The organism is Variovorax paradoxus, assembly GCF_030815855.1.
Classification (GTDB): domain Bacteria; phylum Pseudomonadota; class Gammaproteobacteria; order Burkholderiales; family Burkholderiaceae_C; genus Variovorax; species Variovorax paradoxus_M.
This window is the reverse complement of record NZ_JAUSXG010000001.1, coordinates 262,736-287,631: the sequence shown is the minus strand read 5'-3', so window position 1 is coordinate 287,631 and position 24,896 is coordinate 262,736. Positions and strand designations below refer to the sequence as shown.

26 protein-coding genes are annotated in these 24,896 nt (G+C 65.3%); 18 read left to right on the top strand and 8 right to left on the bottom strand.

Going from position 1 to position 24,896, the window contains the following annotated elements; genetic code table 11:
* Positions 1–22 precede the first annotated feature (22 nt).
* Positions 23–592, bottom strand: a complete 570-nt coding sequence (locus QFZ42_RS01290; RefSeq protein ID WP_307699210.1) for a thioredoxin family protein — start codon at positions 590–592, stop codon at positions 23–25.
* 133 nt (positions 593–725) lie between these two features.
* Positions 726–1,763, bottom strand: coding sequence for an RNA methyltransferase (locus QFZ42_RS01285; protein ID WP_307704144.1), 1,038 nt, complete (start codon positions 1,761–1,763; stop codon positions 726–728).
* Between the two features lie 374 nt (positions 1,764–2,137).
* Here QFZ42_RS01285 and QFZ42_RS01280 point away from each other — a divergent pair, with 374 nt between their 5' ends.
* The 3 genes from QFZ42_RS01280 to QFZ42_RS01270 all read left to right on the top strand — a co-directional run bounded on the left by QFZ42_RS01280 (position 2,138) and on the right by QFZ42_RS01270 (position 4,698).
* Positions 2,138–2,287, top strand: a complete 150-nt coding sequence (locus QFZ42_RS01280) for a hypothetical protein (RefSeq protein WP_307699209.1) — start codon at positions 2,138–2,140, stop codon at positions 2,285–2,287.
* Between the two features lie 120 nt (positions 2,288–2,407).
* Positions 2,408–3,745 (top strand): glycosyltransferase, encoded by a 1,338-nt coding sequence (locus QFZ42_RS01275; RefSeq protein ID WP_307699208.1) that lies wholly within the window; start codon positions 2,408–2,410, stop codon positions 3,743–3,745.
* The gene (locus QFZ42_RS01270) at positions 3,742–4,698 is read left to right on the top strand and encodes a hypothetical protein (RefSeq protein WP_307699207.1); all 957 of its coding nucleotides are present in this window, start codon (positions 3,742–3,744) and stop codon (positions 4,696–4,698) included. Before QFZ42_RS01275 ends, QFZ42_RS01270 begins: the two co-directional genes overlap by 4 nt.
* A 74-nt stretch (positions 4,699–4,772) precedes the next feature.
* On the opposite strand, the gene QFZ42_RS01265 is transcribed toward QFZ42_RS01270, so the two are convergent.
* The 5 genes from QFZ42_RS01265 to QFZ42_RS01245 form a co-directional block, all read right to left on the bottom strand.
* Positions 4,773–6,206 (bottom strand): sensor domain-containing diguanylate cyclase, encoded by a 1,434-nt coding sequence (locus QFZ42_RS01265; RefSeq protein WP_307704143.1) that lies wholly within the window; start codon positions 6,204–6,206, stop codon positions 4,773–4,775.
* Positions 6,207–6,331: 125 nt separating this feature from the next.
* Positions 6,332–6,886 carry a hypothetical protein gene (locus QFZ42_RS01260; protein WP_307699206.1) on the bottom strand — a complete coding sequence of 185 codons (555 nt, stop codon included), beginning with the start codon at positions 6,884–6,886 and terminating at the stop codon, positions 6,332–6,334.
* Positions 6,887–6,898: 12 nt separating this feature from the next.
* Positions 6,899–8,104 carry a 3-oxoadipyl-CoA thiolase gene (pcaF, locus tag QFZ42_RS01255; RefSeq protein ID WP_307699205.1) on the bottom strand — a complete coding sequence of 402 codons (1,206 nt, stop codon included), beginning with the start codon at positions 8,102–8,104 and terminating at the stop codon, positions 6,899–6,901.
* A 31-nt stretch (positions 8,105–8,135) separates the two neighbouring features.
* The gene (locus QFZ42_RS01250; protein WP_307699204.1) at positions 8,136–8,789 is read right to left on the bottom strand and encodes a 3-oxoacid CoA-transferase subunit B; all 654 of its coding nucleotides are present in this window, start codon (positions 8,787–8,789) and stop codon (positions 8,136–8,138) included.
* The gene (locus QFZ42_RS01245; protein WP_307699203.1) at positions 8,786–9,487 is read right to left on the bottom strand and encodes a 3-oxoacid CoA-transferase subunit A; all 702 of its coding nucleotides are present in this window, start codon (positions 9,485–9,487) and stop codon (positions 8,786–8,788) included. The genes QFZ42_RS01250 and QFZ42_RS01245 overlap by 4 nt, the downstream gene beginning before the upstream one ends.
* 183 nt (positions 9,488–9,670) lie before the next feature.
* On the opposite strand from QFZ42_RS01245, the gene QFZ42_RS01240 reads away from it, so the two are divergent.
* On the top strand, positions 9,671–10,465 hold the full coding sequence (locus QFZ42_RS01240; protein WP_307699202.1) for an IclR family transcriptional regulator domain-containing protein: 795 nt from the start codon (positions 9,671–9,673) through the stop codon (positions 10,463–10,465).
* Between the two features lie 102 nt (positions 10,466–10,567).
* Here QFZ42_RS01240 and QFZ42_RS01235 read toward each other — a convergent pair whose 3' ends face one another.
* Positions 10,568–11,581: a Bug family tripartite tricarboxylate transporter substrate binding protein gene (locus tag QFZ42_RS01235; protein ID WP_307699201.1), complete on the bottom strand. Its 1,014-nt coding sequence runs from the start codon at positions 11,579–11,581 to the stop codon at positions 10,568–10,570.
* Positions 11,582–11,771: 190 nt separating this feature from the next.
* Here QFZ42_RS01235 and QFZ42_RS01230 point away from each other — a divergent pair, with 190 nt between their 5' ends.
* The 14 genes from QFZ42_RS01230 (at position 11,772) to QFZ42_RS01165 (ending at position 24,895) form a co-directional block, all read left to right on the top strand.
* The gene (locus tag QFZ42_RS01230) at positions 11,772–12,935 is read left to right on the top strand and encodes a nuclear transport factor 2 family protein (RefSeq protein ID WP_307699200.1); all 1,164 of its coding nucleotides are present in this window, start codon (positions 11,772–11,774) and stop codon (positions 12,933–12,935) included.
* Positions 12,902–14,362, top strand: a complete 1,461-nt coding sequence (locus tag QFZ42_RS01225; protein WP_444875724.1) for a L,D-transpeptidase family protein — start codon at positions 12,902–12,904, stop codon at positions 14,360–14,362. Before QFZ42_RS01230 ends, QFZ42_RS01225 begins: the two co-directional genes overlap by 34 nt.
* Before the next feature lie 422 nt (positions 14,363–14,784).
* Positions 14,785–14,970, top strand: a complete 186-nt coding sequence (locus QFZ42_RS01220; protein ID WP_307704142.1) for a Flp family type IVb pilin — start codon at positions 14,785–14,787, stop codon at positions 14,968–14,970.
* The gene (locus QFZ42_RS01215; RefSeq protein WP_307699198.1) at positions 14,951–15,487 is read left to right on the top strand and encodes an A24 family peptidase; all 537 of its coding nucleotides are present in this window, start codon (positions 14,951–14,953) and stop codon (positions 15,485–15,487) included. Before QFZ42_RS01220 ends, QFZ42_RS01215 begins: the two co-directional genes overlap by 20 nt.
* Positions 15,488–15,553: 66 nt before the next feature.
* On the top strand, positions 15,554–16,552 hold the full coding sequence (cpaB, locus tag QFZ42_RS01210; RefSeq protein ID WP_307699197.1) for a Flp pilus assembly protein CpaB: 999 nt from the start codon (positions 15,554–15,556) through the stop codon (positions 16,550–16,552).
* A gap of 93 nt (positions 16,553–16,645) precedes the next feature.
* Positions 16,646–17,968, top strand: coding sequence for a type II and III secretion system protein family protein (locus QFZ42_RS01205; RefSeq protein WP_307704141.1), 1,323 nt, complete (start codon positions 16,646–16,648; stop codon positions 17,966–17,968).
* A 35-nt stretch (positions 17,969–18,003) separates the two neighbouring features.
* Positions 18,004–19,290: an AAA family ATPase gene (locus QFZ42_RS01200; RefSeq protein WP_307699196.1), complete on the top strand. Its 1,287-nt coding sequence runs from the start codon at positions 18,004–18,006 to the stop codon at positions 19,288–19,290.
* A 9-nt stretch (positions 19,291–19,299) separates the two neighbouring features.
* Positions 19,300–20,622, top strand: a complete 1,323-nt coding sequence (locus QFZ42_RS01195) for a CpaF family protein (RefSeq protein WP_307699195.1) — start codon at positions 19,300–19,302, stop codon at positions 20,620–20,622.
* 1 nt (position 20,623) lies between these two features.
* The gene (locus tag QFZ42_RS01190; RefSeq protein WP_307704140.1) at positions 20,624–21,613 is read left to right on the top strand and encodes a type II secretion system F family protein; all 990 of its coding nucleotides are present in this window, start codon (positions 20,624–20,626) and stop codon (positions 21,611–21,613) included.
* Complete coding sequence (locus tag QFZ42_RS01185) at positions 21,610–22,575, top strand: type II secretion system F family protein (RefSeq protein ID WP_307699194.1); 966 nt, start codon at positions 21,610–21,612, stop codon at positions 22,573–22,575. Before QFZ42_RS01190 ends, QFZ42_RS01185 begins: the two co-directional genes overlap by 4 nt.
* Positions 22,572–23,522 carry a hypothetical protein gene (locus QFZ42_RS01180; protein ID WP_307699193.1) on the top strand — a complete coding sequence of 317 codons (951 nt, stop codon included), beginning with the start codon at positions 22,572–22,574 and terminating at the stop codon, positions 23,520–23,522. Before QFZ42_RS01185 ends, QFZ42_RS01180 begins: the two co-directional genes overlap by 4 nt.
* On the top strand, positions 23,519–23,878 hold the full coding sequence (locus tag QFZ42_RS01175) for a DUF3613 domain-containing protein (protein ID WP_307699192.1): 360 nt from the start codon (positions 23,519–23,521) through the stop codon (positions 23,876–23,878). The genes QFZ42_RS01180 and QFZ42_RS01175 overlap by 4 nt, the downstream gene beginning before the upstream one ends.
* Positions 23,879–23,918: 40 nt before the next feature.
* Positions 23,919–24,404, top strand: coding sequence for a TadE/TadG family type IV pilus assembly protein (locus QFZ42_RS01170; RefSeq protein WP_307699191.1), 486 nt, complete (start codon positions 23,919–23,921; stop codon positions 24,402–24,404).
* Positions 24,401–24,895, top strand: a complete 495-nt coding sequence (locus QFZ42_RS01165) for a TadE/TadG family type IV pilus assembly protein (RefSeq protein ID WP_307699190.1) — start codon at positions 24,401–24,403, stop codon at positions 24,893–24,895. Before QFZ42_RS01170 ends, QFZ42_RS01165 begins: the two co-directional genes overlap by 4 nt.
* Position 24,896 lies beyond the last annotated feature (1 nt).

The window sequence follows — 24,896 nt, the reverse complement described above, 5'->3', positions numbered from 1 at the left end:
CGCGAACCAGAGCTTCTTCATTTCAGCCTCCTCCCGTGGCAGCGGACGGCTCCGCAAGAAGCGCCTGGATCTTCTTCTCGGTCGCGCCGTAGCTGCCTTCGCCGAAGTGCGAATAGACGATGCGCCCCTCCTTGTCGATCAGGTACACCGCCGGCCAGTACTGGTTGTTGAAAGCCTTCCAGGTTCCGTAGCTGTTGTCTTGCGCCACCGCGTGCTTGATCTGCAGGCGCTGCACCGCTTCCTTCACGTTCCGGGTCGATTTCTCGAAGGCGAACTCCGGGGTGTGTACGCCGACCACCGTCAGGCCCTTGTCCTTGTACTTCTCGTGCCACTCCTTCACATGCGGCAGATGGTTGAGGCAGTTGATGCAGGTGTAGGTCCAGAAGTCGACCAGCACCACCTGGCCGCGCAGGTCCTCGAGCTTGAGCGGCGGTGAATTGAGCCATGTGTCGATGTGCTGGAACTCCGGTGCCGCGCGCGCCGCGTTCACAGGCCTGTCACCGCCGAACGGCGGCGCGGCAAACGTGAGGGCGCCCGCCGACGCGGCGATGGCCGCGACGGCGAACAATGCGTGGAGGCGAGTGATCCGCATGGTGATTTCCTTGGGATGCGCAATGGGCGCGGGTGGGTGACCCGCGGATTGTTTTCCCGCCCGTCACTCCCCCGCGCCCATTGCGTATGCCTCTGTGTCGCGGCGGCCAGCCGACACACTACGTTTCACAGGCCTACGGCCTGTCTTCAGCCCTTCGAAGCGTCACCACCCGCACTTCGGCCGCGCGCGCCCTCAGCTGGCCGCAGCCGCCGTCGATGTCCTGGCCGGCCGAATAGCGCAGCTTCGTCAGGATGCCCCGCTGATGCAGCGCGCGAGCCATCTGTTCGCAGCGTTCCCGCGACGGCCGGCTGAACGCCACGCCATCCACCGCGTTGAAGGGGATCATGTTCAACACGCCGTATTTGCCCGAGAGCAACCTGACGATGCCTTCGATCTCTTCCGGCCCGTCGTTGACGCCTTCCAGCAGCGTCCACTGGTACTGAATCGGGTAGCCGGTGGCGCGCGCATAGCGCTCGCCGGCGCTGACCAGTTCTTCGGGCGTCATGTCCGGCGCACGCGGGAGGAGCTTCTTGCGCAGGTCGGCCCTGGTCGTGTGCAGCGAGAGCGCGAGCGCGGGCCTGACGCGTTCCCGGTGCAGCCTTTCGAATGCACGCGGATCGCCTACTGTAGAGAACACCAGGTTCTTGTGGCCGATGTTGCCCACCGTGCCGAGCATCTCGATCGCCTCGACCACGTTGTCCAGGTTGTGGGCCGGTTCGCCCATGCCCATGAACACCACCTTGCGCACCGGCCGCCGCATGCGCGCGAGGGCCACCTGGGCGATGATTTCGGCGCTTCCCACCTGGCGGAGCAAACCGTCCCGGCCCGTCATGCAGAACTGGCATCCGACGGCGCACCCGACCTGCGACGAGACGCACAGGCCGTCCCGAGGCAGCAGCACGCTCTCCACGGTCTGGCCGTCGGCGAGGGCGACGAGCAGCCGCTCGGAACCGTCCGCGCCGGGATGGACCGCGTGAATGCGCGCCAGCCCCGCAAGCTCGGCTTCGATGGCCGGCAGGGCGTCCATCAGCGACGACGGAAAGAAGCTGTGCGGCAAGCGCCTGCCGCTGTTCCGGGGAAGTGCATGGGACCACAGCCGCAGGATGCGTTGCTCGTGGCTGGGGCCCGCCCCGGCTTCCCTGAGTCGTTGTTTCAATTCTTGGATTCGCATGCGCTGCCTGGGCAAATGGGCTCTGAAGCGAGCGGCCGGGCGCCGATGCGCGTCCTGTGCAACGGTCGCCGCCCGCTCTGGATGTTACCTGCGTGCCCGAGACCTGCGGTAGTCGCGGCATGCCGCCGAAGCAGAAGCTGGCCGCGGATGTGTCCGCGCAGGTCGGCGGCCATGCTCCGATCGTTGCTGTCTTCGGAGGCGCTTTGTCATGGGCGGTCGCCGGAGTGGCGGTGCGATTGTCTCCCTGCAGAAAGTGCGCACCGCTCATGCGCGGGCGCGGCGCAATTTCTACAGTGACTCCACGGCGAAAAAATGTCTTGTTCCAAGAGTCGGTAACAAGCGGCGCCAATTGGCCACCTCACTGGAGAACGCGCATGGAAACGCACAGCCTGCCGCCGGGAAGTTTCTTCACGAACCTGCTGCGTGAAGACGCCGGCATGTCGTCCACGGAGTTCGCTGTCATCAGTGCACTCGCAGTGTTTTTTTATTTGCTCCTTCTGCTGCTTGTACGGTTCAGCAACTGACGTGAAGCGGCTTGCGGCATCCGCCGGTTGATGCGTCGGCGGCCAGGTACCTTCGTAGGTGTAAACAGATTCTTCTGATTGCTTCTCGGCATTACATTTCTTGGAACTATCGAGGGCGGTATGAACCAAGACGGCGAGAAAGCAGTGCAGTCGATGATTTACCTGCCTGTGTCAGGTAAATTTCTTATTGCGTTGATCGGCGCCAGCGCCTGGATGGGATTTTCGATATGGGCTGCGGGGCCCTGGATGGCCGAATTGCAACTGCATATCGGTGCCGCCCTGGCTATTTTCCTGGTGTATGGCATCGCGATCATTCCGGGCTTCATGAATGCGTTTCTGGCCATCAGCCTCATGCTCGACAAGAGGCCGCCGCACCGCCCGCTGTCTGTCTATCCGGCCATATCGATCCTGATCGCCGCATACAACGAGGAAGCTTCCATCGAGGAGACGCTGGTCAGCATCGATCAGCAGAACTACCCTGGTGAATTGCAGGTCGTCGTGATCAACGACGGATCGGCCGATGGCACGTCTCTTGTCGTCCAGCGTGCCCTGGACCGGTACCCATGGCTGAGCTTCGTCGATCTGAAAAAGAACGGCGGCAAGGCTCGCGCCCTGAACCTCGGGTTCAAGGAAGTTCTGCACGACCTCGTCGTGACCGTTGACGCCGACTCTTTTCTATACCGAGGGGCGCTCACCAGCATCGTCGAGCGCTATCGGGCCGATCCGCCCAATACGCGGGCCGTCGCGGGAAAAATCCTGGTTCGGAATTCGCGGCAAAACTGGATCACCCGCTGCCAGGAATGGGACTACTTCCATGGCATTTCCGCCATCAAGCGCGTGCAATCGCTGTTCCAGGGCACCCTGGTGGCACAGGGTGCCTTCTCTGTCTACGACCGGGCCGCACTGATCGAGGTTGGCGGGTGGCCTGAATGCGTGGGGGAAGACATCGTCCTCACGTGGGCCCTGCTGAAGGCCGGCTATCGGGTGGGCCACTGCGAAGATGCATGCCTGTTCACCAACGTGCCCAGCACCATCAAGCAATTGGTCAAGCAGCGCCAGCGATGGGCCCGGGGAATGACGGAAGCCTTCGTCAAGCATCCCGGAATCCTGCTCAAGTCGCGCCTGTCGACCTTTTTCATTTACTGGAACCTGCTGTTTCCCTGGCTCGATCTGGCGTTCACCATCGGATTCATACCGGGGTTGATATTTGCCGTCTTCGGTTATTACTGGATCGTGGGGCTCATGACCCTGGCGCTGCTGCCGGCTGCTTTCGCACTGAGTCTTCTGATGTTTTCGATCGAGCGGCGAATGTTCAAGAAAACAGGCTTGGTCGTGCGGAAAAACGTGCAGGGATTCATTGTTTACGTGCTGCTGTACAGCCTGCTGCTGCAGCCGGCCAGCGTGCTCGGCTATTTGGACGAGCTGTTCAGAAGGCCCAAGGCCTGGGGAACGAAATGAGCGCGGCGTCGAGAAGTTTGTGCGCCGGCCTTCTGGGGTTCATGGTGCTGATTGCTCCCTGCAGAGGGGAGGAGAAAAAAAGCGACGAAACAACACCCGCCATGGCTTTTGGTACGGAGTTCTTTCTGACCAACGACAGCGATCATTTTCAATCGCGGCGAGTGTCCGTGGAGTTTTTTCCCGCTTTTGAAAACGCCGATCGCTTCCTGGGATTCCGGCTTGGGGACTATCAATACAAGCAGGACGACTGGCGAAGGGCCGGACGGAAGATCTCGTTTCTTGCCCGTTCCATCGAAACCAGGACCGGAGACGGCGGTGCGCTGGAGGCGGGCGTGTTTCAGCAGGGAGGGCATTCGCTGCTCACCCTCGACGGCAGCTACCGCTTGTCGCCGACCAAGAGTACGGCGGTAGAGTTTCTCGTGACGCGCGACTGGGTCGAAACCCCGAAATCGCTGGACCGGGGAATCGACTTCTCATTTGTCGGGGCTGCGGTCGATCAAGGGCTTGGAGACCACTTCACTCTGGTGGGGCTGCTCGCACAGCAGTATTTTTCGGACGGCAATCGACGCGACCACGGCCGCCTGCGGCTGATTTATCAACCCTCACTCGATCTGGGATTGACCCTGCAAGCGCGCTTTCGAACGTACCGAAGCAGCCACGAGGACGTCGACCGGGCCTATTTCAATCCGAAGAACTACAGCGAGTCGATGCTGGCGGTCGCCTGGCGGTACCGTTTCCAAGGGTGGACCGCCGCTGTCACGGCCGGGCTGGGCAACGAGAAGATCAATCACGATCTGAGCCAGCCCACGAAACTGCTGGACCTGAGTCTGCAAAGCCCCGTCAGAGGATCGCAGGTCTTCCGTTTCAACGCGGGCTACAGCCGCAGCACCACCTTTTCGGGACCGAGCTACCAGTATCGATACCTTCGCGGCGAATGGATCCTACTTTTCTGAAGAGGGCCGCCGTGACATCGGCTGCAACGCCGATGGGCAGCGCGGTCTTCCGATAGCAGATTTCAGGGCGAGCCTCAAGAGCGGCGGCGATCCGTCGCGCTTTCCCGATAGTGGCGGGTCTTTTCCTCGTACATCGCGCGGTCTGCAAGCTGCAAGGCCGCGTCGAGCGAGTCACCGGCCTCGCAGGTCGCCACGCCGACCGCAAGGCTCAGCACCCTCCCGCTCTGCCCTGCATAGAACTGGTTGTTGAGTTCGAGCATGGAAGCGATGCGATCGCGCATTGCCTCCGCGCCGCGCTCGTCCGTCTTCGGCAGCACGACGGCGAACTCGTCGCCGCCGATGCGCGCGGGCCAGCCGGGCTCGTCGACCGCCTTGCTCAGAACCTCGCCCACGCGGCGCAGCAGCGCGTCGCCGGCCGCGTGTCCTTCCTCGTCGTTGACGGGTTTCAGGCCGTTCATGTCGATCACCAGCACCGACACCGGCCACGGGCCTTTGCGCGACAGCCGGTTCAGCTCTTCCGAGAAGAAGGCGCGGTTGCGCAGTTGCGTCAGCACGTCGTGCTTGCCGAGGTATTCGAGATAGGCCTCGGCCTTCTTCCTGGCCGTGATGTCGATCAGCGACACCAGCACGAGATCCCAGGTGCCGAGCCGGTCTTGGAGCACCGCGAATTGCATGTGGATGTTCAGCGGGTCGCCTGCCAGCGCATAGTTGATGACTTCCCGCTGCTGCAGCATCTTGCCGTTCCAGAGGTCCTGCAACTGCTCGGCGAAGGAGTCGTGCATCTCGTCGCGAAAGATGCCGGCGATGTTGTCCAGCAACTCGCTCTTGTCGGCCGCGCCGAACATGCGCAGCGTCTCCCGGTTGACGTCGATCACGCGGATTTCGCGCATGCAGCGCGTGATGAACTCGGGGTGCACCTTGATGAAGGTCGCGAAATCGCTGATGCCCCGCTTGCGTACGTCGTCGAGCAGGGTCTTGACCGCGCTGAAGTCTTCCACCCACAACGACACCGGCGAATGCTCGAACAGTTCGCGTGCGTAGCGCTCGCTCTCGCGGCGCAGTTGCTCGGCGCGCACGCGCTCGGTGATGTTGTCCGATGAAACCAGCACACGATCCCACGAGGCTTCGTGTCCGGGCAATATCTGCACGCGCACGTGCACGTCGAGCCTGCGGCCGTCCAGCGCGTAGTTGACCGTCTGGTTGTCGAAGCAGAGATTTCCGCGCCAGAGCTGATCCAGCTCGTAGATCACCGGGGCGCTCATGTCGTCGCGAAAGACGCTGTCGAGCCGGGACAGCAGGTCGGCCTGGCTTGGCGCGCCGAACAAGGTGAGCGTGCTCTGATTGACGCTCAGCACCCGCAGCTGCGCCATGCATTCGCGCACATGCCCGGGCTCGGCGTTCAGGTGGCCCACCAGATCCACGACGCCTGCGCTGCGCCATGAATCGAACAGCTGGCGCAGCCCGCTGTAGTCCTCGAGCCAGAGCGACATCGGCGCAAACTCGAACATCGATTCGTAGTCGGTGGAAGACGGCACGGATTTCTCCTTCGCGCGAGGACGCGACCGCAATGATGCCCTATCGACAGGCTGCACCGAAGCGCGGCCCCAGTTTCATCGGCAACGGCTCTGGTGCTTCAAGGATTCTGGATCGGCTCGACAGCCAAAGGCATCGAGCCGATTCGTTGGAGCCGCTTGCCAGTCCAGAGATAGTAGAACTTGCCCGGCGCGGTTCCATCGTTGATGCTTCCTGAAATGATCAAGAGCCGGCTGTCATGCCTGAATTCGATGCGCTCGTCGCCGTTGCCCATGACGCCGGAAATTTCCTCGGCGTGAGGAAGGGTGTAGGCGGAGCCCGTCTTCTGGTCGAGGACTGCGAAGTTTCGGCAGTCGGTTCCGCATCCCCACTGCGCCACTCTCAGATGACCCGCGAAGTTTGCCGGCTTGCCGAATTCTTGACGCAGGAGCGTCGCGTAGCGCCGGGTCGACGAACTGGCCAGCCGCAGTGCGACAGGGTCAGCGGTACGAGGCTGCTCACCTCCCGTGCCGGGGTAGTCGGAAAACTGCGGCGCGGACTTCAGAGGCCTTGCCGGCGCCCCTGCCACGGCAGACACGTTCCCGCAGAGCATGACCAGGAAGACGAGCGACACCGCCACTGCATGCGAGAACTTCGACGGGTGCAGCGGCGGCATCGGAAGGTCCGGTCAGACGCGTTCGAGGATCACGGCAATGCCCTGCCCCACGCCGATGCACATCGTGCACAGCGCGTAGCGGCCGCCGCCCTTGTGCAGCTGGTTCACCGCGGTGGTGGCCAGGCGCGCGCCGCTGGCGCCCAGCGGGTGGCCGAGCGCGATGGCGCCGCCGTTGATGTTGACGCGCGCGTCGTCGTCCTTCAGGCCCAGCAGGCGCAGCACGGCGAGGCCTTGGGCTGCGAAGGCTTCGTTGAGTTCGATGACGTCGATCTGGTCGATGGTGAGGCCGGTGAGCGCCAGCACCTTCTGCGTGGCGGGCGCCGGGCCGATGCCCATCACGCGCGGCGCGACGCCGGCGGTGGCCATGCCGACCACGCGGGCGCGCGGCGTGAGGCCGTGCTTCGCGGCGCTGGCTTCGTCGGCCAGCAGCAGCGCGCAGGCGCCGTCGTTCACGCCGCTGGCATTGCCCGCGGTGACGGTGCCGTCGGGGCGCACCACGCCCTTGAGCTTGGCGAGCGACTCGAGGCTGGTTTCGCGTGGATGCTCGTCCTTGTTGACGATGATCGCGTCGCCCTTCTTCTGCGGCACGCTCACGGGCACGATCTCGGCGTCGAAGAAGCCCGACTTCTGCGAGGCCACGGCACGCAGCTGCGAGTTGAGCGCCATCAGGTCTTGCGCTTCGCGCCCGATCTTGTAGTCGGTCGCCACGTTCTCGGCCGTCTCGGGCATGGAGTCGACGCCGTACTGCGCCTTCATTAGCTTGTTGACGAAGCGCCAGCCGATGGTGGTGTCGTACACCGCATTGTTGCGGCTGAAGGCGCTCTCGGCCTTGGGCATCACGAAGGGTGCGCGGCTCATGCTCTCCACGCCGCCGGCGATCATCAGGCCCGCTTCGCCGGCGCGGATGGCGCGCGCGGCGGTGCCCACGGCGTCGAGCCCCGAACCGCACAGGCGGTTGATGGTGGCGCCGCCGAGTTCGAGCGGCAGGCCCGCGAGCAGCGCCGACATGCGCGCGACGTTGCGGTTGTCTTCGCCGGCCTGGTTGGCGCAGCCATAGAGCACGTCGCCCACGGCCTGCCAGTCGACGTTCTTGTTGCGTTCCATCAGCGCGCGCAAGGGCACGGCGCCCAGGTCGTCGGTGCGCACGCTGCTGAGCGAGCCGCCGTAGCGGCCGAAGGGGGTGCGAACGGCGTCGCAGATGAAGGCTTGGTTGGTCATTTGGCTGTGTCTCTGTGAATGGTTGAACGGGTCATGCTGCGATCGGCAGACCGACCAGCTTCTCGAGTTCTTCGCGGGTGAGGCCTTCGGCGAGGTCGACGAGCTTCAGGCCCTGCGGCGTGCATTCGAGCGTGGCGAGGTCGGAGTACACGCGCTTGACGCAGCCAATGCCGGTGAGCGGATAGGTACATTCCTGCACCAGCTTGCTCGCGCCCTGCTTGGTGAGCAGATCCATCATCACCCAGGTCTGCTTGGCGCCGATGGCCAGGTCCATCGCGCCGCCGACCGCGGGAATGGCGTCTTTCTCGCCGGTGTGCCAGTTGGCGAGGTCGCCCGTGGCCGACACCTGGAACGCGCCGAGCACGCAGATGTCGAGGTGGCCGCCGCGCATCATCGCGAAGCTGTCGGCATGGTGAAAGAACGAGCCGCCCGGCAGCAGCGTGACGGGCTGCTTGCCGGCGTTGATGAGGTCGTAGTCTTCTTCGCCGGCCGCGGGCGCGGGGCCCATGCCGAGAATGCCGTTTTCGCTTTGCAGGATGACCTCGCGGCCTTGCGGCAAGTGGTTGGCCACGAGCGTGGGCTGGCCGATGCCGAGGTTGACGACGGCGCCGTCGAAGATGTCTTGCGCCACGCGGGCGGCGAGCTGGTCCTTGGTACGACGTTGGTAAGTGCTGCTCATGGTCATGCCGCCTTCTTGAAGCCGCCGGCTTGCGTAGCCACGCGTTCGATGCGCACCACCTGGTGCACGAAGATGCCCGGCGTCACGATGCTCTCGGGGTCGAGCGTGCCGAGCTCGGCAATGTCGTGCACGGTGGCAATGGTCTTCTTCGAGGCCATGGCCATCACGGGCCCGAAGTTGCGCGCGGCCTTGCGGTAGACCAGGTTGCCCCAACGGTCGCCGCGCTCGGCCTTGATGAGTGCCACGTCGCCGTGGATGGGGTACTCGAGCACGTATTGCTTGCCGTCGATCTCCCGCGTTTCGCGGTTTCCGGCAAGCTGCGTACCGTAACCCGTGGGGCAGAAGAAGGCGCCGATGCCAGCACCCGCGGCGCGAATGCGCTCGGCGAGGTTGCCCTGCGGTACCAACTCGAGCTCCAGCTTGCCGCTGCGGTAGAGCCCGTCGAACACCTGGCTGTCGGCCTGGCGCGGAAAGCTGCAGATGATCTTGCGCACGCGGCCAGCCTTGAGCAGCGCCGCCAGGCCGGTCTCGCCGTTGCCGGCGTTGTTGTTGACGACGATGAGGTCCTTGGCGCCCTGCTCGACGAGGCCGTCGATGAGTTCGCCGGGAATGCCGGCGGTGCCGAAGCCGCCGATGAGAACCGTGGCGCCGTCTTGGATGCCTGCCAAGGCATCGGCGACCGAGCGCGCGATCTTGTTGATCATGAAGCTTGTCTCCGGGAATGAAGAAAGAAACCGGACTGCCTGCGAGCCGCGGGCAATCCGCTTGAACGACCGTACGAACTTACCAACGAACGAACCGATGAACTGATCGATTTCGTGAACCGCTCTTTTGTTCGTCTAAAGAACATTTGTTCGTATAATGAATTCTAAAGAGGATCACCCCGCATGGCAACCCACGCCCAGAAAACCAAGGCCCCCGAGGCACCCGCCCCCGGCGACAGCTACGTGCAGTCGTTCGCGCGCGGGCTGCAGGTGATTCGCTCGTTCAGCGAAAGTGCTCCGCACCAGACGCTGAGCGAAGTGGCGGCTTCGAGCGGCCTCACGCGGGCCGGCGCGCGGCGCATTCTGCTCACGCTGCAGACGCTCGGCTACGTGGTGACAGACGGCAAGCTCTTCACGCTCACGCCGCGCATCCTCGACCTGGGCTTTGCGTATCTCTCGTCGATGCCGATATGGAACCGCGCCGAGCCGGTGATGGAAGCGCTGGTGCAGGAGGTGCAGGAGTCTTGCTCGGCCGCCGTGCTGGACGCGACCGACATCGTCTACGTGATGCGCGTACCGACGCAGAAAATCATGCGCATCAGCCTGGGCGTGGGCTCGCGGCTCCCCGCCTACTGCACCTCGCTCGGCCGGCTGCTGCTCGCAGACCTGGACGACGCCGAGGTGCGCGCACGCCTCGAAGCCTCGGAGCGCGTGGCGCTCACCAAACACACGGTGACCGACCTCGAAGCGCTCATGGCCAAGGTGGCACAGGCGCGCCGGCAGCAGTGGTGCCTGGTGAATCAGGAGCTGGAAGAAGGCCTGATCTCCGTGGCCGCCCCCATCGTCAACCGCCAGGGCCGCATGGTCGCGGCACTGAACATCAGCGGCCAGGCCAACCGCACCAGTGCGAAGGCGATGCAGGAGACGATATTGCCGGCACTGATGAATGCCGCGAAGAAGGTCTCTCAACTGCTGTAAGAGAAAGCGGCCCATTCCAGCGTACCCGCGGAACCGGCTTTGCCGGGCCGCCGGGTGCGCCCCCCAGTGGGGGGAAGGGCCGAAGGCGCTTCGGGGGGCGTCCTAAGTCTCCGACTGGATGCCCTTCATGATGATCACGCCGCCCAAACGCGCCGTGTCGGAGCGCATGCGCTTGGCCAGTGCATCGGGTGTGCCCGGCTGCGCCTGCCAGCCGGTCTTCAGCAAGGCCTGGCTCACGTCGGGCGAGCTGGTCACTTCGACCAGCGCCGCATTGAGCCTGGCAATGGCCGCCGGCTTCATGCCCGCGGGTGCGGCCAGTGCGGTCCAGATCTCGAGGTCGGCGCCGCGCACGTCGGCATCGCGAATCGTGGGCAACTCGTTGGCGAGAGGACTGCGCTCGGGCGACGTCACGCCAATGGCCTTGATCTTTCCCGACTTCACATGCGGCATGGCCAGGCCCGGCGGCAGCAATGCCAGCTGAATCTCACCCGACAGCAGGCCGGCAATGACTTGCGGATTGCCGGTGTAGGGCTTGTGCTGCGCGGTGATGGCAGCGCGGCTCTTGATGAGCTCCATGCCCAAATGGCCTACGGTGCCCACGCCCGGCGTGCCGTACTTTCCGCTGCTGCTGAGGTTGCGCGTCCACAGCAGCAGATCGGCCGCGGTCGTGCCGGTCGCGTTGCCGGACACCACGAGCACGAGCGGCGCGGTACCGATCATGCCGACCGGCGCAAAATCTTTCTCGGGGTCGAAGCTGATCTTGGGGTTCAGCAGCTTGGCGATGGTGAGATTGCCGTTGATCAGCGCACCGAGGGTGTGGTCGTCGGTGGCCTTGGCCACCTGGTCGGCCACGAGATTGCCGCTCGCGCCCGGCTTGTTCTCGACAGTGACGGGCTGGCGCAGGATCTTCGACAGCGGCTCCGCGATGGCGCGGGCCGCCAGGTCGGGCGATGCGCCGGCGGGAAAGCCCACGAGGATGCGAACAGGCTTGGTCGGCCATGCGTCGCCGCCGGCCGCGCTGGTTGCAGAGCGCTGTGCCAAGGAACCCGGCGCAAAAAGCGACGCGGCAAGTGCTGCTGCGCCGCTTTCGAGCAAGCGGCGTTTGGTGATCTTCAAGATGACTCCAGGGAATGAAGGGACTGGGAAGTTGCTGACAATTCGCTTACACAACGTTACATGATCATGCTGCGTTGCGCAAGTCGTCAGTTGGTGAATTAGCAGCCTTCGAACACTGTGTCCGAAGGTTACCCGCCCACTTACAATGCCTGCCGCATCTCCCCTTCCCTCCTACGAGGTCTTGTCCGCAATGCCCAAGAGCCCCCACCCGCGCGCCCGTTTCTGCTTTTCCCCTGCCGTGCGCGCCCTGCTCCTGGCCACCGCCTGCGGCATGGCACTTCCTGCGCTCGCCGCGGCGGAGCACGACGAGGTCGACCGCCTCATGCAGGCCGGCAAGCTCGACGAGGCTGCGAGCCGCGCCGATGCCTTCCTGAAGGACAAGCCGAAGGATCCGCAGATGCGTTTCCTCAAGGGCGTGATCCAGCTCGACACCGGCAAGCGCGCCGAGGCCATCGCGGCCTTCACGCAACTCACGCAAGACGCGCCCGAGCTGCCCGAGCCGTACAACAACCTGGCGGTGATCTACGCCAGCCAGAACCAGTTCGACAAGGCGCGCAGCGCGCTCGAAAGCGCCATTCGCACCAACCCGAGCTATGCCACGGCGCAAGAGAACCTGGGCGATGTGTACGCGCGCCTGGCCAGCCAAGCCTACAGCAAGGCCTTGCAACTTGATCAGAACAACACGGCCGTGCAGCCCAAGCTGGCGGTGATTCGCACGCTTTTCACCCCCGCGCCGGCTGGCGCCAAGCCCTTCGCGCTCGTGGCGGCAGCCCCTGCGGCTGCGAAGGCGACCGCACCTGCTGCAGCACCCGCACCTACACCTGCACCTGCACCTGCAGCGGTCGCGAAAGCACCCGCTGCTCCTGCACCCGCAACCGCACCTGCGCCGGTGCCCACCGCCAAGGCAGCTGCCCCCGCGCCGGTGCCCGTGGCGCCGCCGCCCGCCGTGGTCGCCAAGGCACCCGAAGGGTCGGTGTCCTCCGCGCCTGCACCTTCCGCTGCGGCGTCTCCCGCTTCCACGGCCGAGATTGAATCGGCCGTGCGTGGATGGGCTGCCGCGTGGGCGGGCCAGGACATGGACCGCTACCTTGCCGCGTACGGCCCAGAGTTCAACCCGGCCGGCGGGCAAAGCCGCAAGAGCTGGGAAGACGAGCGCCGTGCGCGCATCGTCGGCAAGTCGAGCATCAGCGTGAACATCGAGAACCTGGCGATCCACGTCAACGGGCAGGCCGCAACCGCCAAGTTCCGACAGATCTACCGCGCCGACAACCTCAACATCTCGAGCCGGAAGACGCTGGAACTCCAGCGCTCCGGCAACCAATGGCAGATCCGCAAGGAAAGCGTCGGCGGGTAGTGGCGGGCATCGTCCGGCGGGGCCGGCCACAGAACCCTGCATTGCGGCACGGCGAAAACATGCTGGCCGCACTCGTCACGGCATCGGCCTTGTTGCTGGCCGCGCCCGGCGCTGCCGATGCGTCGGCCCAGACTGGCGGCACGAAGACGAAGACCGGCAGCAGCGCCCACGCAAAGGCCGGCATCAGCCGCGCGGCCCCACAGGGCACCAGCAGGGAGGCAAAAGCCAGGTCAAAGAAGGCTTTGGCGGCAGGAACCGCGGCCAGGTCCGCGCCGCGGAAGGCAGCCGCACCGTCGCCAGCCGCCATCCAGGAAGCCAGCGGCGCCGAGGCCCGCCTGATTGCGGTCTACGAGTTGTTCGGCCGCGGCCAAGCCCGGCCGGCGCTGGCCAAGGCTCGCGAGCTGGTGCGCGACCATCCCAACTTTCAGCTGGCCCAGCTGGTGTACGCCGACCTGCTCGCAACGCAGGTACCGCCCGCGCACGCCTTCTCCGACGCCTCCGGCATCGCCCGGCTGCGCGGCGATCCGGCCATGGCCGAACTGCGCGAGGAATCGCGCCGGCGCCTGCAGGCCCTGCGCGAAAGACCGCCGGCCGGCAGCGTGCCGTCCCAGTTCCTGGCGCTGTCCGCGCGCAGCCGCTATGCCATTGCGGTCGATGCCTCGCGCTCGCGGCTCTACCTGCTCGAGAACTCCGGCAAGGGGCTGCAGCTCGTGGCCGACTACTACGTCTCCGTAGGCAAATCGGGCATCGGCAAGGTCACCGAGGGCGACGCGCGCACGCCGCTCGGGGTGTACTACATCACCAGCAGCCTCGACCCCAAGTCGCTGCGTGACTTCTATGGCGCCGGCGCGCTTCCCATCAACTACCCCAACCCCTATGACGTGCGGCGCGGCAAGACCGGCGGCGGCATCTGGCTGCACGGCACCCCGCCCCAGCAGTTCGCCCGCGCTCCGCTGGCCAGCGACGGCTGCGTCGTCATGGCCAACCCCGACCTGAAGCAGCTGCTGCGCAAGGTGCAGATCGGCGCCACCCCGGTGGTGACGGCGGACAGCCTGCAATGGATCACTCCGCCGCAAGCCGAAAAAGAAGCCCAGACCTTCGCAAGCACCGTCGCAGCCTGGAAAGACGCCAGGGCCACGGGCAATGAAGCGCAATTGAAGAAATTCTATTTGCCGGATTTCCAGCGCAACAACAATAAAAAATCCATCGAAGGATTTTCGGTTCTCCGCGATGAAGTGGAATACGCCCGAGGCAAGCGCGTCCAGTTCAAGGACGCGTCCTACCTGCATTGGCGCGACGGCGACGACACCATGGTCGCCACCTTCGGCGAGGTGTTCGAGGGCGAAAAAAGCGGGCGCACACGTCGCCAGTACTGGCTGCGTCAAAGCGGTGAGTGGAAACTTTTTTACGAAGAAGTACTCGGCTGAGCGACCGATTGCGCTTTGCTGGCGACGAGGTTGCGCCCAGAAATGTGACTTATGTCTCAGATGGAATGCCAAAGTTGGGGCGTTACATCTCGCTTCACATTTCCTTTGTTACGTAACACGTAACCCATTTGTTCTCGTAACAAGGCTCTTTTGCGTGTTCCGCGCGGCCGTAGCGCGCATCCCTCATTCATGGGATAGGAGGCGGCCACCACAGAGGGAGCAGCGCATCTCCAGAAGGCCTACCCCCTCCGGCACGAGAACTTTCGCGATCGCGGCAACGGGTTGGCCGCTATCGTGCTTACGCCTCCTTGCTAGCACACGAAACGCCGCGTCGCCCGGGTTGGCCGCCTTGATACACGGAGTTACGCTGTATAACATTCACCTTGCCAGCCGTTGTTAACAACTTTCAAAAAGGGTCAATCATGCTCAGCTCAATTACTCGTTTTTTGCGTGACGAAGAAGGTGCTACTGCAATTGAATATGGAATTATTGCGGGGCTGATTTCGGTTGTGATGATTACCGCCATTACCGGCCCGGGCGGGATCGGCGCCAGCTTGGCGAGCATATGGGCGGACATCAAGTCCTCCATTGCAACCGCTGCTACTTGAGGTATGTAAAAAAGCAATGACGTCAGCCTATTTGATCTGGTTGCTCTTCATTGCCATTTATGATTTCAGGCAGCGCCGCGTTCCCAACTGGCTTGTGCTTGCAGGAGCCTTCCTGGCTCTTGCGGCACTGTCGACGGGAATGGCTCCCATCGAGCAGGACTGGACTGCCGCCCTGCTCGGCGCAGGCGTCGGCTTCGGGTTTCTGCTGCTTTTCTATGCACTCCGGGTCATGGGAGCCGGCGACGTGAAGTTCGCCGGAGCGCTCGGGCTGTGGGTCGGCCTTTCGGCGCTGCCGCCGGTATGGCTCATCGGCAGCCTCCTGGCCGGTCTTCACGCCGCACTGTGGCTCGCTCTTCAGCGCTGGCCCGTTTTTCCCCGGCTGTCGCTGGTGCTTTTCGGGCCCTCGTCTTCGCCGCAAGGCCAGCCGGCGCCAACCCGGGTTCGATTTATTCCTTATGCGGCCTACCTCGCGCTGGCCGCCGCGGTGTGGATGGTTTGGGGTCGACAGGGCAGCTAACCGCTCCGTCACCACGAGTTGTTCATCGATGACTCTCGAATTGCCCCCTTCCTTGACCTGCCGCCCATGATCAATCTCACCAAAATCATCGCCGCCATCCTCGTGCTCCTGGCCCTCGTGCTCGGCGGCTATGCATGGCTGCTGAGCCGGCAGCCGCCACCACCCGTTGCGGTCGCCCCTTCGGCCCTCGCCCCGGCCAAGGCAGCCCAGGCGCAAACCTTCCGGGTCGTCGTGGCGTCCAAGCCGCTGCCCGCGGGTGGGGCGATCCCGGCCGACGCGCTTCGCGTCGAACGCCTGACGATCAACCCTGCAGGCGCTTTCCAGGAGACGGCGCAGCTCGCGGGCCGGGTGCCGGTGATCGACCTGGGCGAGGGCACGCCACTCGTCGAAGGGCAACTGGTTTCCGGCCTGGCCCTGCGCGTCGGCGAAGGCGAACGGGCTGTCGCCATCAAGGCCGACGAGGTCATGGGCGTGGGCAACAAGGTACGGCCCGGCGACTTCGTCGATGTCTTCCTGATGCTCAAGTCCGACGGCAAGGACATCGACCGCAGCCAGGCGCGCCTGCTCCTGTCGCGCAAGCGTGTGCTGGCCTATGGCGGCGCTTCCATCGACGGCATGCCTTCCGGAATGGACAAGAACGGCGCAGCCCACCAGCAAGCCCAGCGCGCCGAGGCCGCCCGCACCGCGGTGCTCGCGGTGCCCGTGGACGACATCAACCGGTTGACGCTCGCCGAGAACAGCGGCCGCTTGCTTCTGGCGCTGCGCAATCCCACCGACCTGTCGGAGCCCGACCCGAAGCTTTTTGCCGAACTGCCCACGGCCTTGCAGCCGATGCCCCCAAAAGCCGGCGAAGCCCGCAGAGCCCCGCTCGAAGGCCTGGACCGCGCCCAGGCCGGCATGACCGCCGCCGACTTCGTGACAGGCGGCAAGCCGGGCACCTCGCGAATGCCAACCGTTGCAGCCGCAGCCGCCGCCGCAAATCCTCCGGTCCGCACCGGCGGCTCCCGCGGCGGGCTGCAGGTCGAGGTCATTCGCGGCGACCGCAGCGAAACCATCAACTACTGATCAGCAACAAGTGGCACGCAGATGCACGCCACCCAGGAAACGAACACCATGACGATCGCCCCACGCGCGAAAACAACCGGCACGGCGCGTTCCATGCGCCCGAAGCTCGCGGTGCTGAGCCTGCTGGCCTTGGGCGTCTGGCCGGTGGCGGCCGCAACGGCGGCCGAGGCAGAGGCGACGCCTGCGCGTGCTGCGCTTCCACTGCGGATCGACGCGGGCACGCAAAAGGAACTGCTGATCGGCAAGGGCATCGAGCGCATGGCCATTGCCGACGAAACCGTGGCCGGCGTTGCGCTCACGCGCCAATCGCCCAACTCGCCGGCGGCGCGCCTCATCGTCACCGGCAAGGCGGCCGGCCGCACCACACTCATGGTCTGGGAAAAGGGCCAGGCCAACGCCATCGTCTATGCGCTCGAAGTCCGGCGCCGCACCTCCACGCTCAGCGGCTCGCTCAACAGCATGGAAGCGCACCAGGAGGCGCGCGATGCCGCCATGTCGGCCGGCGGAGAAAAGTCGGCGTTGAACGACCGCTCCGTCGTCAACGTACGCAGCAACACGGTGCAGGTCGAAGTCAAGATCGTCGAGTTCAACCGCAGCGTGCTCAAGCAGGCCGGCCTCAACATCTTCAGCACACGCGCCAACTCCAATGGCTTCAGCTTCGGCGTGTTCGGTCCGTCGTCGCTGCGCTCCGCAACGTTCGGAACCGACGGTTCGATCGGCGGTGAATACAACAATCCGCTCGCACAAGCCTTCAGTCTTCTGTTCAATTTCAGCAAGGCCGGCATCGGCCTGAACGTGGGTTTTCTCGAGGGCAACGGCATGGCCCGCGTGCTCGCCGAACCGACGCTGGTGGCGCTGTCGGGCCAGAGCGCGAGCTTTCTGGCGGGCGGCGAACTTCCCGTGCCGGCGCCCCAGGGCCTGGGCACCACGAGCATCGAATACAAGCCCTTCGGCATCGGCCTCACGCTCACACCGACTGTGCTCTCGAACGAGCGCATCGTGCTCAAGGTGGCGCCGGAGGCCAGCGACCTTGACTACACCAACTCGCTCAGCATCGGCGGCGTGGCCGTACCCGCGATCAGCACGCGGCGCGCCGACACCACGGTGGAACTCGGCGACGGCGAGAGCTTCATCATCGGCGGCCTCGTGAGCCGCACCACCACGTCGAATGCCGACAAGGTTCCGCTGCTCGGCGACATACCGGTGCTCGGCACCTTCTTCAAGCAGAACAAGTACCAGATGAGCGAGAAGGAGCTGGTGATCATCGTCACGCCGCACCTGGTGAAGCCCATTGCGCGAGGCACCGATCTCGGCCCGTACCTCCCCGGGGGCGCCGAACAGCGGGACGGGCCCGTGTGGGGCGCTCACCTTCTCGGCCCGGCTTCAGGCACCACTGTTCCGGGCTTCTCACGTTGACTGAAACAAACCCCACAGATCCGGTGGCAGAAGCCATGAACGCTCCTCGCGACAGCCTCCCAGAGATCGGTGCCGAGACCTTTCTCTTCGCATCGCCGAACAGCGGCCACATCACCTGGCTGACCGATGCCCTTGCCGGGCTGGGCACCGTGGTGAACCTTCCCGCCGAGGCCAAGTCCCTGGACGAGCGCATGGCCATGCTCGGTCCCGCCGCGGTGTTTCTCGATTTTTCGGGCGACCACGCAGCCGCGGCAAGCGAGCTTCACCAGCGCCTCAAGCGCGAATGGCCGACGCTCCCGGTGCTGGCCATCGGCGTTTCGGCCGAGCCCGCTTCCATGCTCGCCGCGTTGCGCGCCGGCGTGGACGACTTCGTGGACATGGTCGCGCCGCCGGCGGATGCGATCAACACGCTGCGCAAGCTGCTCGATCGCCAGAGCAGCGTGCCGGGCCGCACGCGCGGACGCACGCTGGCCCTGCTGGGCGCCCGCGCCGGCATCGGCGTGACCACGCTCGCGGCCAGCCTGTCGCTCGTGCTCAAGGACCAGCTGGGCCAGGCCGCGGCCCTGCCTCAGTCTGGCCGCAACGCGCGCGGCGGTGTCGCGCTGCTCGACCTCGGGCTTCCGGCCCGCGACGGGCTTCTTTATCTCGACACGCAAAGCGGCTTCAGCTTTGTCGACGGCGTGCGCAACCTGCGACGCCTCGACCAGACGCTGCTGCACACCGCGCTGGCCCACCACGCGAGCGGTGTGGCCGTGCTCCCGCTCCCCGCGAGCCTTGCGCAGGTGCGCGAAATCTCGCATGCGGATTCGGTGGCGCTGATCAAGCGGCTCGGCGATTTCTTCGATTTCCAGATCGCCGACCTCGGGGGCTTTTCGACCCTCGACTTCGTCGCCCAGACCGTGAAGGCGGCTCCGCGCAGCTGGGTCGTGTGCGACCAGAGCATCGGCGCCATCGTTTCCACGGCGACCATGCTCAAGGAACTGCGCACGCGCGGCGTCGAGACCGAGCGGCTGTCGCTCGTGGTCAACAAGTTCGACAGTCACGTGGGCCTGTCGGCCAAGGACGTCGCCGAGCGGCTCGAGCTGCCGCTGCACCACGTGGTGCCGGCGCGCAGCACGCAACTTTTGGCGGCGGCAAGCCGCGGCGAAATGCTGGTGCGCACGGCGCGCAGCGACGCGTATTCGCAAGCCGTGGCCGAGCTGGCGCGCGGCCTGCACCAGGAACTCATGGCCGGCACAGGCCAGCCACCGGCCAAGGAATCCCGCTGGGCGGCACGACTACCGCGAATCGCCGGCCTCTGGAAAAGCTCTAGCGAAGGTTGAACCGCCCTTATGTCCAACGATCTCGAATTCGCCGACGACGACCAGGCGTTCATCAACTCCCAGCAGTTCCAGGACATCAAGAGCTGGACGCACGACCATCTGCTGAGCCGCATCGAGGAGCTCGGCGCGGAGTTCGGCCGCTGGTCGCGCGCCTCGATCCAGCAGTTCGTCGAACTGGAGGTCGACAGCTTCGTGCGGCTGCGCCGCGTGCCGATCAACGACCGCGAGATGCAGCTCATCTCCGACGCGCTGACCAAGGAGCTTGCGGGCTTCGGGCCGCTGGAAGACCTGCTCAACGATTCGGCCGTCGAAGACATCCTGATCAACGGCTACCAGAACGTGTACGTGTCGCGCCACGGCATGCTCGAGCGCGAGACGGTGCGCTTTGCCGATGCGGAGCACGTGATGCGGATCGTGCGCCGCATTCTCGCGCCGCTCGGCCGGCGGCTGGACGAATCCAACCCGATGGTCGATGCGCGCCTGCCGGACGGCGGCCGCATCAACGTGATCATCGAACCGCTGGCGATCGACGGACTCTCGGTTTCGATTCGGAAGTTCCGCAAGGAACCGCTCACGCCGGCCGACATGGTGAAGCTCGGCACCTTCGACGCGGGCATGGCGCAGCTGCTGGAGATTGCCGTTCGCGCGCGCTGCAACATCCTGGTGAGCGGCGGCACCAGCTCGGGCAAGACCTCGCTGCTCAATGCGCTGGCCACCTTCATCCCGCCGCGCGAGCGTGTCATCACCATCGAAGACACGGCCGAGCTTTCGCTCGGCACCAGCCATGTGGTGCGGCTCGAAAGCCGCCCCGGCGGATTCGACGGCACCGGCGTGGTGTCGATCCGCGACCTCCTGCGCAACAGCCTGCGCATGCGGCCCGACCGCATCATCGTGGGCGAGGTGCGCGGCGCCGAAGTGATCGAGATGATGCAGGCGATGAACACGGGCCACGAAGGTTCGATGGGCACCATCCACGCCAGTTCGCCGCGCGAGTGCCTGTACCGCCTTGAAATGCTCGCGGGCTTTGCGGGCTACCAGGGAAGCGAAGTGAGCCTGCGCCGGCAGATTGCCAATGCCATCGATTTCATCGTGCAGATCGGACGCCTTTCGAACGGCCAGCGCCGCATCCTCTCGCTGAGCGAAGTCACGGGCGTCAACGACAACGTGGTGGCCATGCAGGAGCTCTACCGCTACGAGCCCATTGCATCGCCCGACGGCGAGGAGCGCGACCGCTGGGTGTCGCTCGGCATTGCGCCGCATTCGCCCAAGATCACGCGCTTCCGGCAGTCGCTGACACGCGCCGCACAGCAGGGAGACAACAACCGTGCGTGAAATGCTGCTCGCGGTGGCCGGCCTCGCGCTGCTGCTCGCAGCCGGGGGGCTGCTGCTGTGGCAATGGGCCAAGGGCCGCCAGGCACGCCAAGCGGCCGCTCGGCACCTGAACCAGCAGATCCAGGCAAGCACCGGAGCCGATGCACCGGCGCGGATGCCCATGCCTTTGCGGGACCCGGCCAACGACAACCTCATGGCGAGCGTGATCTCGGACCCGTGGCTCAACGCCGACGCAGGCACTGCGGCCGCGGCACCCGCCGGGTTGCTTGAAAAGGCTCTGCCCGAATGGCTGATCGGCGTGATTGCTCCGCGCACAGCCGCATTGGGGCTGGCCGTGATCGCGGCGGCAGCCGCACTCGCCGGCCTGCTTGCCGGCTGGGTATCGGGCCTGAGCGCGCTCGTGCTGCTGGCTGTTCTGGCGGTCTTCGCGCTCTGGCTGCGCGTGCAGAAGTTCCGCCGCAAGCTCGTGAGCCAGTTGCCCGCGTACATCGATGCGATGGTGCGGCTGATCACCATCGGCAATTCCACTCAGGCCGCATTCCAGCTTGCGATTGCCACCACCGAGGCGCCGCTGCGGGGCCAGCTGGAGCGCTCTGCATCGCTGGTGCGCGCGGGCATGGATCTCGATCGCGCCCTGCACCAGACAGCCAGCAACGTGCGCATCGAGGAAATGTTCCTGCTGGCGTCCATCCTCGGGCTGGGCGTGCGTTACGGCGGGCGCTCCGACCTGCTGCTGGAGCGTGTGGGCAACTTCATGCGCGATCGCGAGCAGGCCGAGCAAGAGCTGCTCGCCCTGTCGTCCGAAACCCGGCTTTCCGCCTGGATTCTCGGGTTGCTGCCTGTGAGCGTGGGCGCCTTCTTCATCCTCACCAATCCCGGCTACTTCATGGGAATGTGGAACGACGGGACCGGACGCGTCATGGTCCTTTCCGCGGGAGGCTTTCAGCTGTTCGGTGCGGCGCTTCTCTACCGGCTGGCGAAACTCACATGAGCTTCACCACCCATCAGCTCGCGATCATCAGCCTGGCGTTGCTGGCCCTGGGCCTGATGGCCGGTGCCGGCGCGCTGATCGCGGCCGAGCTGCGCCGCACGCGCAGCGGCAAGGTCATCGGCCGCGCCATCCAGCAGGTCACCACGGCGCCGGGCGGATCCGCGGCGTCCGCCGATGCGGCCGACGTGTTCAACGCCTCTGCAAAGTCCGACATCGAGCTGCCGTTTCACTGGCTCGATTCACGGATCGGCCGCGCACTCGTGGCCAACGAGGACCGGAACCTCATTGATCAATGCGGCTTGTCCTCCAAGCGGGCCCAGCTGGTTTTTCTGGTGACCCGCATCTTCTTCACCTTCCTTCTTCCCTTTGCCGTCTACGTGCTGTGGAGCGCGGGCCGCCCGCAGCGCACCGTCACCATCGTGCTGGCGGCCGCCTTCGTCATCGGCTTCATGGCGCCCAAATGGGTGCTCGGCCGCTTTGCCGCCAAGCGCCGCGAGCGGGTGAACCAGGAGCTGCCGCTGTTCATCGACCTGCTTCGCCTTCTGCAAGGCGTGGGACTGAGCCTGGACCAGAGCCTGCAGATCATGGCCAGCGACTTCTCGCATGTGCTGCGCGTGCTCGGCTACGAGCTCACCTTTGCCAACAACCAGTACAGCCGCGGCCGCAGCCGCGAGCATTCGTTGCAGCGCCTCGCAACCCTGCACAAGAACGAGAACCTCCGCGGGCTCGTGTCCTTGCTGGTGCAGGTCGACAAGCACGGCGGCGCCGTGCAGGAGCCGCTGCGCATCTTCAGCGACCGGCTGCGCGAACACCGGCGTTCCGAAATGAAGGAACGCATCGGAAAGATCACCGTGAAGATGACCGCCGTCATGGTGACCACGCTGTTGCCGGCATTGGTCATCGTCACGGCGGGGCCGGCATTTCTTGCCATCTTCCGTTCACTGGGAGCCGCCGCCAAATGAAGAAGCCACTCGACCTCTGCGCAAGCCCGCGCCCTGCTTGCCGCTTGCTGGCCATCGCCTGCGCGGCGGCAGCGGCGCTCGCCATTGCCGGCTGCGCCGGCCTCAAGGACCAGTACGCCGCCAGCGCCGATGCGCAGCAGCGCATGGCCGCCGAAGCCGCCGCGGACACCAAGGCCGGAGCGGCCGTGGACACGCAGGCCACCTATCTCAAGCTCGTCGAGCAGATGCAGAAGGAAGACCTGTGGTTTGCATCGCTCGCGCACATCGACGCCCTGGAACAGCGTTGGGGCGTGTCGCCCGAATCCACGCGCACGCGCGCCGAAGCGCTGCGCCAGACTGGGCAGGCCGCGCCCGCCGAAGCCGCCTACAAGCGCCTGCTGGCCACGCCGCTGGCGAGTGCGGGCTACCGCGGGCTGGGCCTGTTGGCGGGAATGCGCGGCAACTATGCCGAGGCGGTCCAGTTGCTTGTGCAAGCGCAGCGCCGCACCCCGACCGATGCGCTGCTGCTGAGCGACCTCGGCTACGCGCACCTGGGCGCCGGCCAGATCGAGGAAGCCCGGCTGCCGCTGATGCAGGCCCTGCAATTGCGCCCCGACAGCACCCAGGCGCAAGCCAACCTTGCGCTCTATCTGGAAGTGACCCACCAGCCCGACCGGGCGGCAGCACTGATGGACGCCCACCGCATGCCGCAGCCGACACGCCTGGCCGTGCGCGAAGCGGCGTTGCAGATGCGTGCATCGGGCAGGCTGCCCGCACCCGCACCCGCACCCGTTGCTGCTGCCGCGGCGGCGGGAACTCGCGTCGAACCCGTTGTGGCGCCCCTTGCGCTCAAGCCGTCGCGGTGGAGCGGCGCGGGCGGCATGAGAACCGCGAGCCAGACCAATCCTTCGCCCTCCGCGCCTGAAGCGCCGCTTTCACTGAACTCGACCTCGCGAGGTACACCATGAACCACCAGCTTGCCGAGCGGATCGCGCTGACGGCCGCACTCTTCTTCATGGCGACCGCCGCCTCGGCCCAAGCCGTACCGCAGGCGCCGCAGCCCCCGAAGGCGCAGGAGGCCGAGGCCGAAGCGTTCGAATCGCCGCCGCCGCTGCTCATGGGCGATGCGACGCAGAACCTGCTCGCCTGGCAGCGCAGCGGAGAAATCGCCTCGCGCACACCCCGGCCCATCGCCGGCAGCGTGGCCAACCGAAGCTATGAGCGCTACATCAAGAGCTTCGAGCATCCGATTCCGGAACACCTGGGTTCGACGGTGACGAAATCGAAGAGCGGCGGCGGCGATTCCTCTTCCGGAGGCCGGTAGGCAACAAGCCGATCCTCGCCGCGCAAAGCAGAAAACCACGATGGAAACACGCAACCACGCAAAGTCCGAGCGCGCCCAACGCGGCGTGTACGCGATCGAGTTTGCGTTCGTGTTCCTGATCATCTTTGCACTGCTGTACGCGGTGATTTGCTATGGCTTCTTGCTGACCGTGCGCATGAGCCTGCAGAACGCGGCGGAAGACGGTGCCCGAGCGGGGCTGCGTTACCAGAGCAATCTCGAAGCCAGAAAAACCAAGGCAAACGACATTGCGACAGCGCGCAGCGACTGGTTGCCTGCGGGCCTGAAAGCGAACCGGAATGTCGAGGCAAGAATTTGCATGGCAGGAACGGACGACTGCTCGCAGGCTGCACCCACTTGCGGCCCGGAATGGAACAACCGGTGCCAGGTGGTTGTGACCGTCGCCGTCAGCGGGCTCGACGCGTTGTTTCCCGCGATTCCGAGTTTTGCGGTCCCCGCCCGGATTGCGGGCCAGGCCAGCATGCTGCTCGACGGGAGGTCGTTGTGAAGTTCGGCCGGCTGAAACTCGAACGGGCCATGGCTCACCGCCAGCGAGGCGTTGCCGCCATCGAGTTTGCACTCGTCTTCGGCGTTCTGTTCCTCGGCATCTATGGCCTCGTGACGTTCTGCGGCGTCTTGTACGTTCAGCAGGTCATCTCTCGCGCGGCTGAAGATGGCGCGAGAGCCGCTCAATCTTTCCGCAGCGACACGCCGGCCGCAGATCTGCAAACGAATGTTCGAACGGCGGTCTACCGCTCGCTGGCACTCTCGATGATCACCCCCGCCTCCGTGGGCGCCGCCCCTCTGTCAAAAGAAAACTGGCTGCGGGAAAAGATGGCAGGCATCCCTCCCGAAGTGACTGTTTCGCTTGGAGAAGTTGCGGTGAAGGTGACTTACCCCTACCGCGCCAATCCACTGCTGCCACCCGTTCCGCTCACCGGCAGCTGGATGCCCGAGCGCCTGCTTGGCAAGGCCACGGCCGCCAGATCTTCTTCATAGA

Bases quoted from the DNA above. Each gene is read 5' to 3' on its own strand.
- QFZ42_RS01290 (WP_307699210.1), bottom strand. From the start codon at position 592: ATGCGGATCACTCGCCTCCACGCATTGTTCGCCGTCGCGGCCATCGCC.
- QFZ42_RS01285 (WP_307704144.1), bottom strand. From the start codon at position 1,763: ATGCGAATCCAAGAATTGAAACAACGACTCAGGGAAGCCGGGGCGGGC.
- QFZ42_RS01280 (WP_307699209.1), top strand. From the start codon at position 2,138: ATGGAAACGCACAGCCTGCCGCCGGGAAGTTTCTTCACGAACCTGCTG.
- QFZ42_RS01275 (WP_307699208.1), top strand. From the start codon at position 2,408: ATGAACCAAGACGGCGAGAAAGCAGTGCAGTCGATGATTTACCTGCCT.
- QFZ42_RS01270 (WP_307699207.1), top strand. From the start codon at position 3,742: ATGAGCGCGGCGTCGAGAAGTTTGTGCGCCGGCCTTCTGGGGTTCATG.
- QFZ42_RS01265 (WP_307704143.1), bottom strand. From the start codon at position 6,206: ATGTTCGAGTTTGCGCCGATGTCGCTCTGGCTCGAGGACTACAGCGGG.
- QFZ42_RS01260 (WP_307699206.1), bottom strand. From the start codon at position 6,886: ATGCCGCCGCTGCACCCGTCGAAGTTCTCGCATGCAGTGGCGGTGTCG.
- pcaF (WP_307699205.1), bottom strand. From the start codon at position 8,104: ATGACCAACCAAGCCTTCATCTGCGACGCCGTTCGCACCCCCTTCGGC.
- QFZ42_RS01250 (WP_307699204.1), bottom strand. From the start codon at position 8,789: ATGACCATGAGCAGCACTTACCAACGTCGTACCAAGGACCAGCTCGCC.
- QFZ42_RS01245 (WP_307699203.1), bottom strand. From the start codon at position 9,487: ATGATCAACAAGATCGCGCGCTCGGTCGCCGATGCCTTGGCAGGCATC.
- QFZ42_RS01240 (WP_307699202.1), top strand. From the start codon at position 9,671: ATGGCAACCCACGCCCAGAAAACCAAGGCCCCCGAGGCACCCGCCCCC.
- QFZ42_RS01230 (WP_307699200.1), top strand. From the start codon at position 11,772: ATGCCCAAGAGCCCCCACCCGCGCGCCCGTTTCTGCTTTTCCCCTGCC.
- QFZ42_RS01225 (WP_444875724.1), top strand. From the start codon at position 12,902: ATGGCAGATCCGCAAGGAAAGCGTCGGCGGGTAGTGGCGGGCATCGTC.
- QFZ42_RS01220 (WP_307704142.1), top strand. From the start codon at position 14,785: ATGCTCAGCTCAATTACTCGTTTTTTGCGTGACGAAGAAGGTGCTACT.
- cpaB (WP_307699197.1), top strand. From the start codon at position 15,554: ATGATCAATCTCACCAAAATCATCGCCGCCATCCTCGTGCTCCTGGCC.
- QFZ42_RS01205 (WP_307704141.1), top strand. From the start codon at position 16,646: ATGCGCCCGAAGCTCGCGGTGCTGAGCCTGCTGGCCTTGGGCGTCTGG.
- QFZ42_RS01200 (WP_307699196.1), top strand. From the start codon at position 18,004: ATGAACGCTCCTCGCGACAGCCTCCCAGAGATCGGTGCCGAGACCTTT.
- QFZ42_RS01195 (WP_307699195.1), top strand. From the start codon at position 19,300: ATGTCCAACGATCTCGAATTCGCCGACGACGACCAGGCGTTCATCAAC.
- QFZ42_RS01190 (WP_307704140.1), top strand. From the start codon at position 20,624: ATGCTGCTCGCGGTGGCCGGCCTCGCGCTGCTGCTCGCAGCCGGGGGG.
- QFZ42_RS01185 (WP_307699194.1), top strand. From the start codon at position 21,610: ATGAGCTTCACCACCCATCAGCTCGCGATCATCAGCCTGGCGTTGCTG.
- QFZ42_RS01180 (WP_307699193.1), top strand. From the start codon at position 22,572: ATGAAGAAGCCACTCGACCTCTGCGCAAGCCCGCGCCCTGCTTGCCGC.
- QFZ42_RS01175 (WP_307699192.1), top strand. From the start codon at position 23,519: ATGAACCACCAGCTTGCCGAGCGGATCGCGCTGACGGCCGCACTCTTC.
- QFZ42_RS01170 (WP_307699191.1), top strand. From the start codon at position 23,919: ATGGAAACACGCAACCACGCAAAGTCCGAGCGCGCCCAACGCGGCGTG.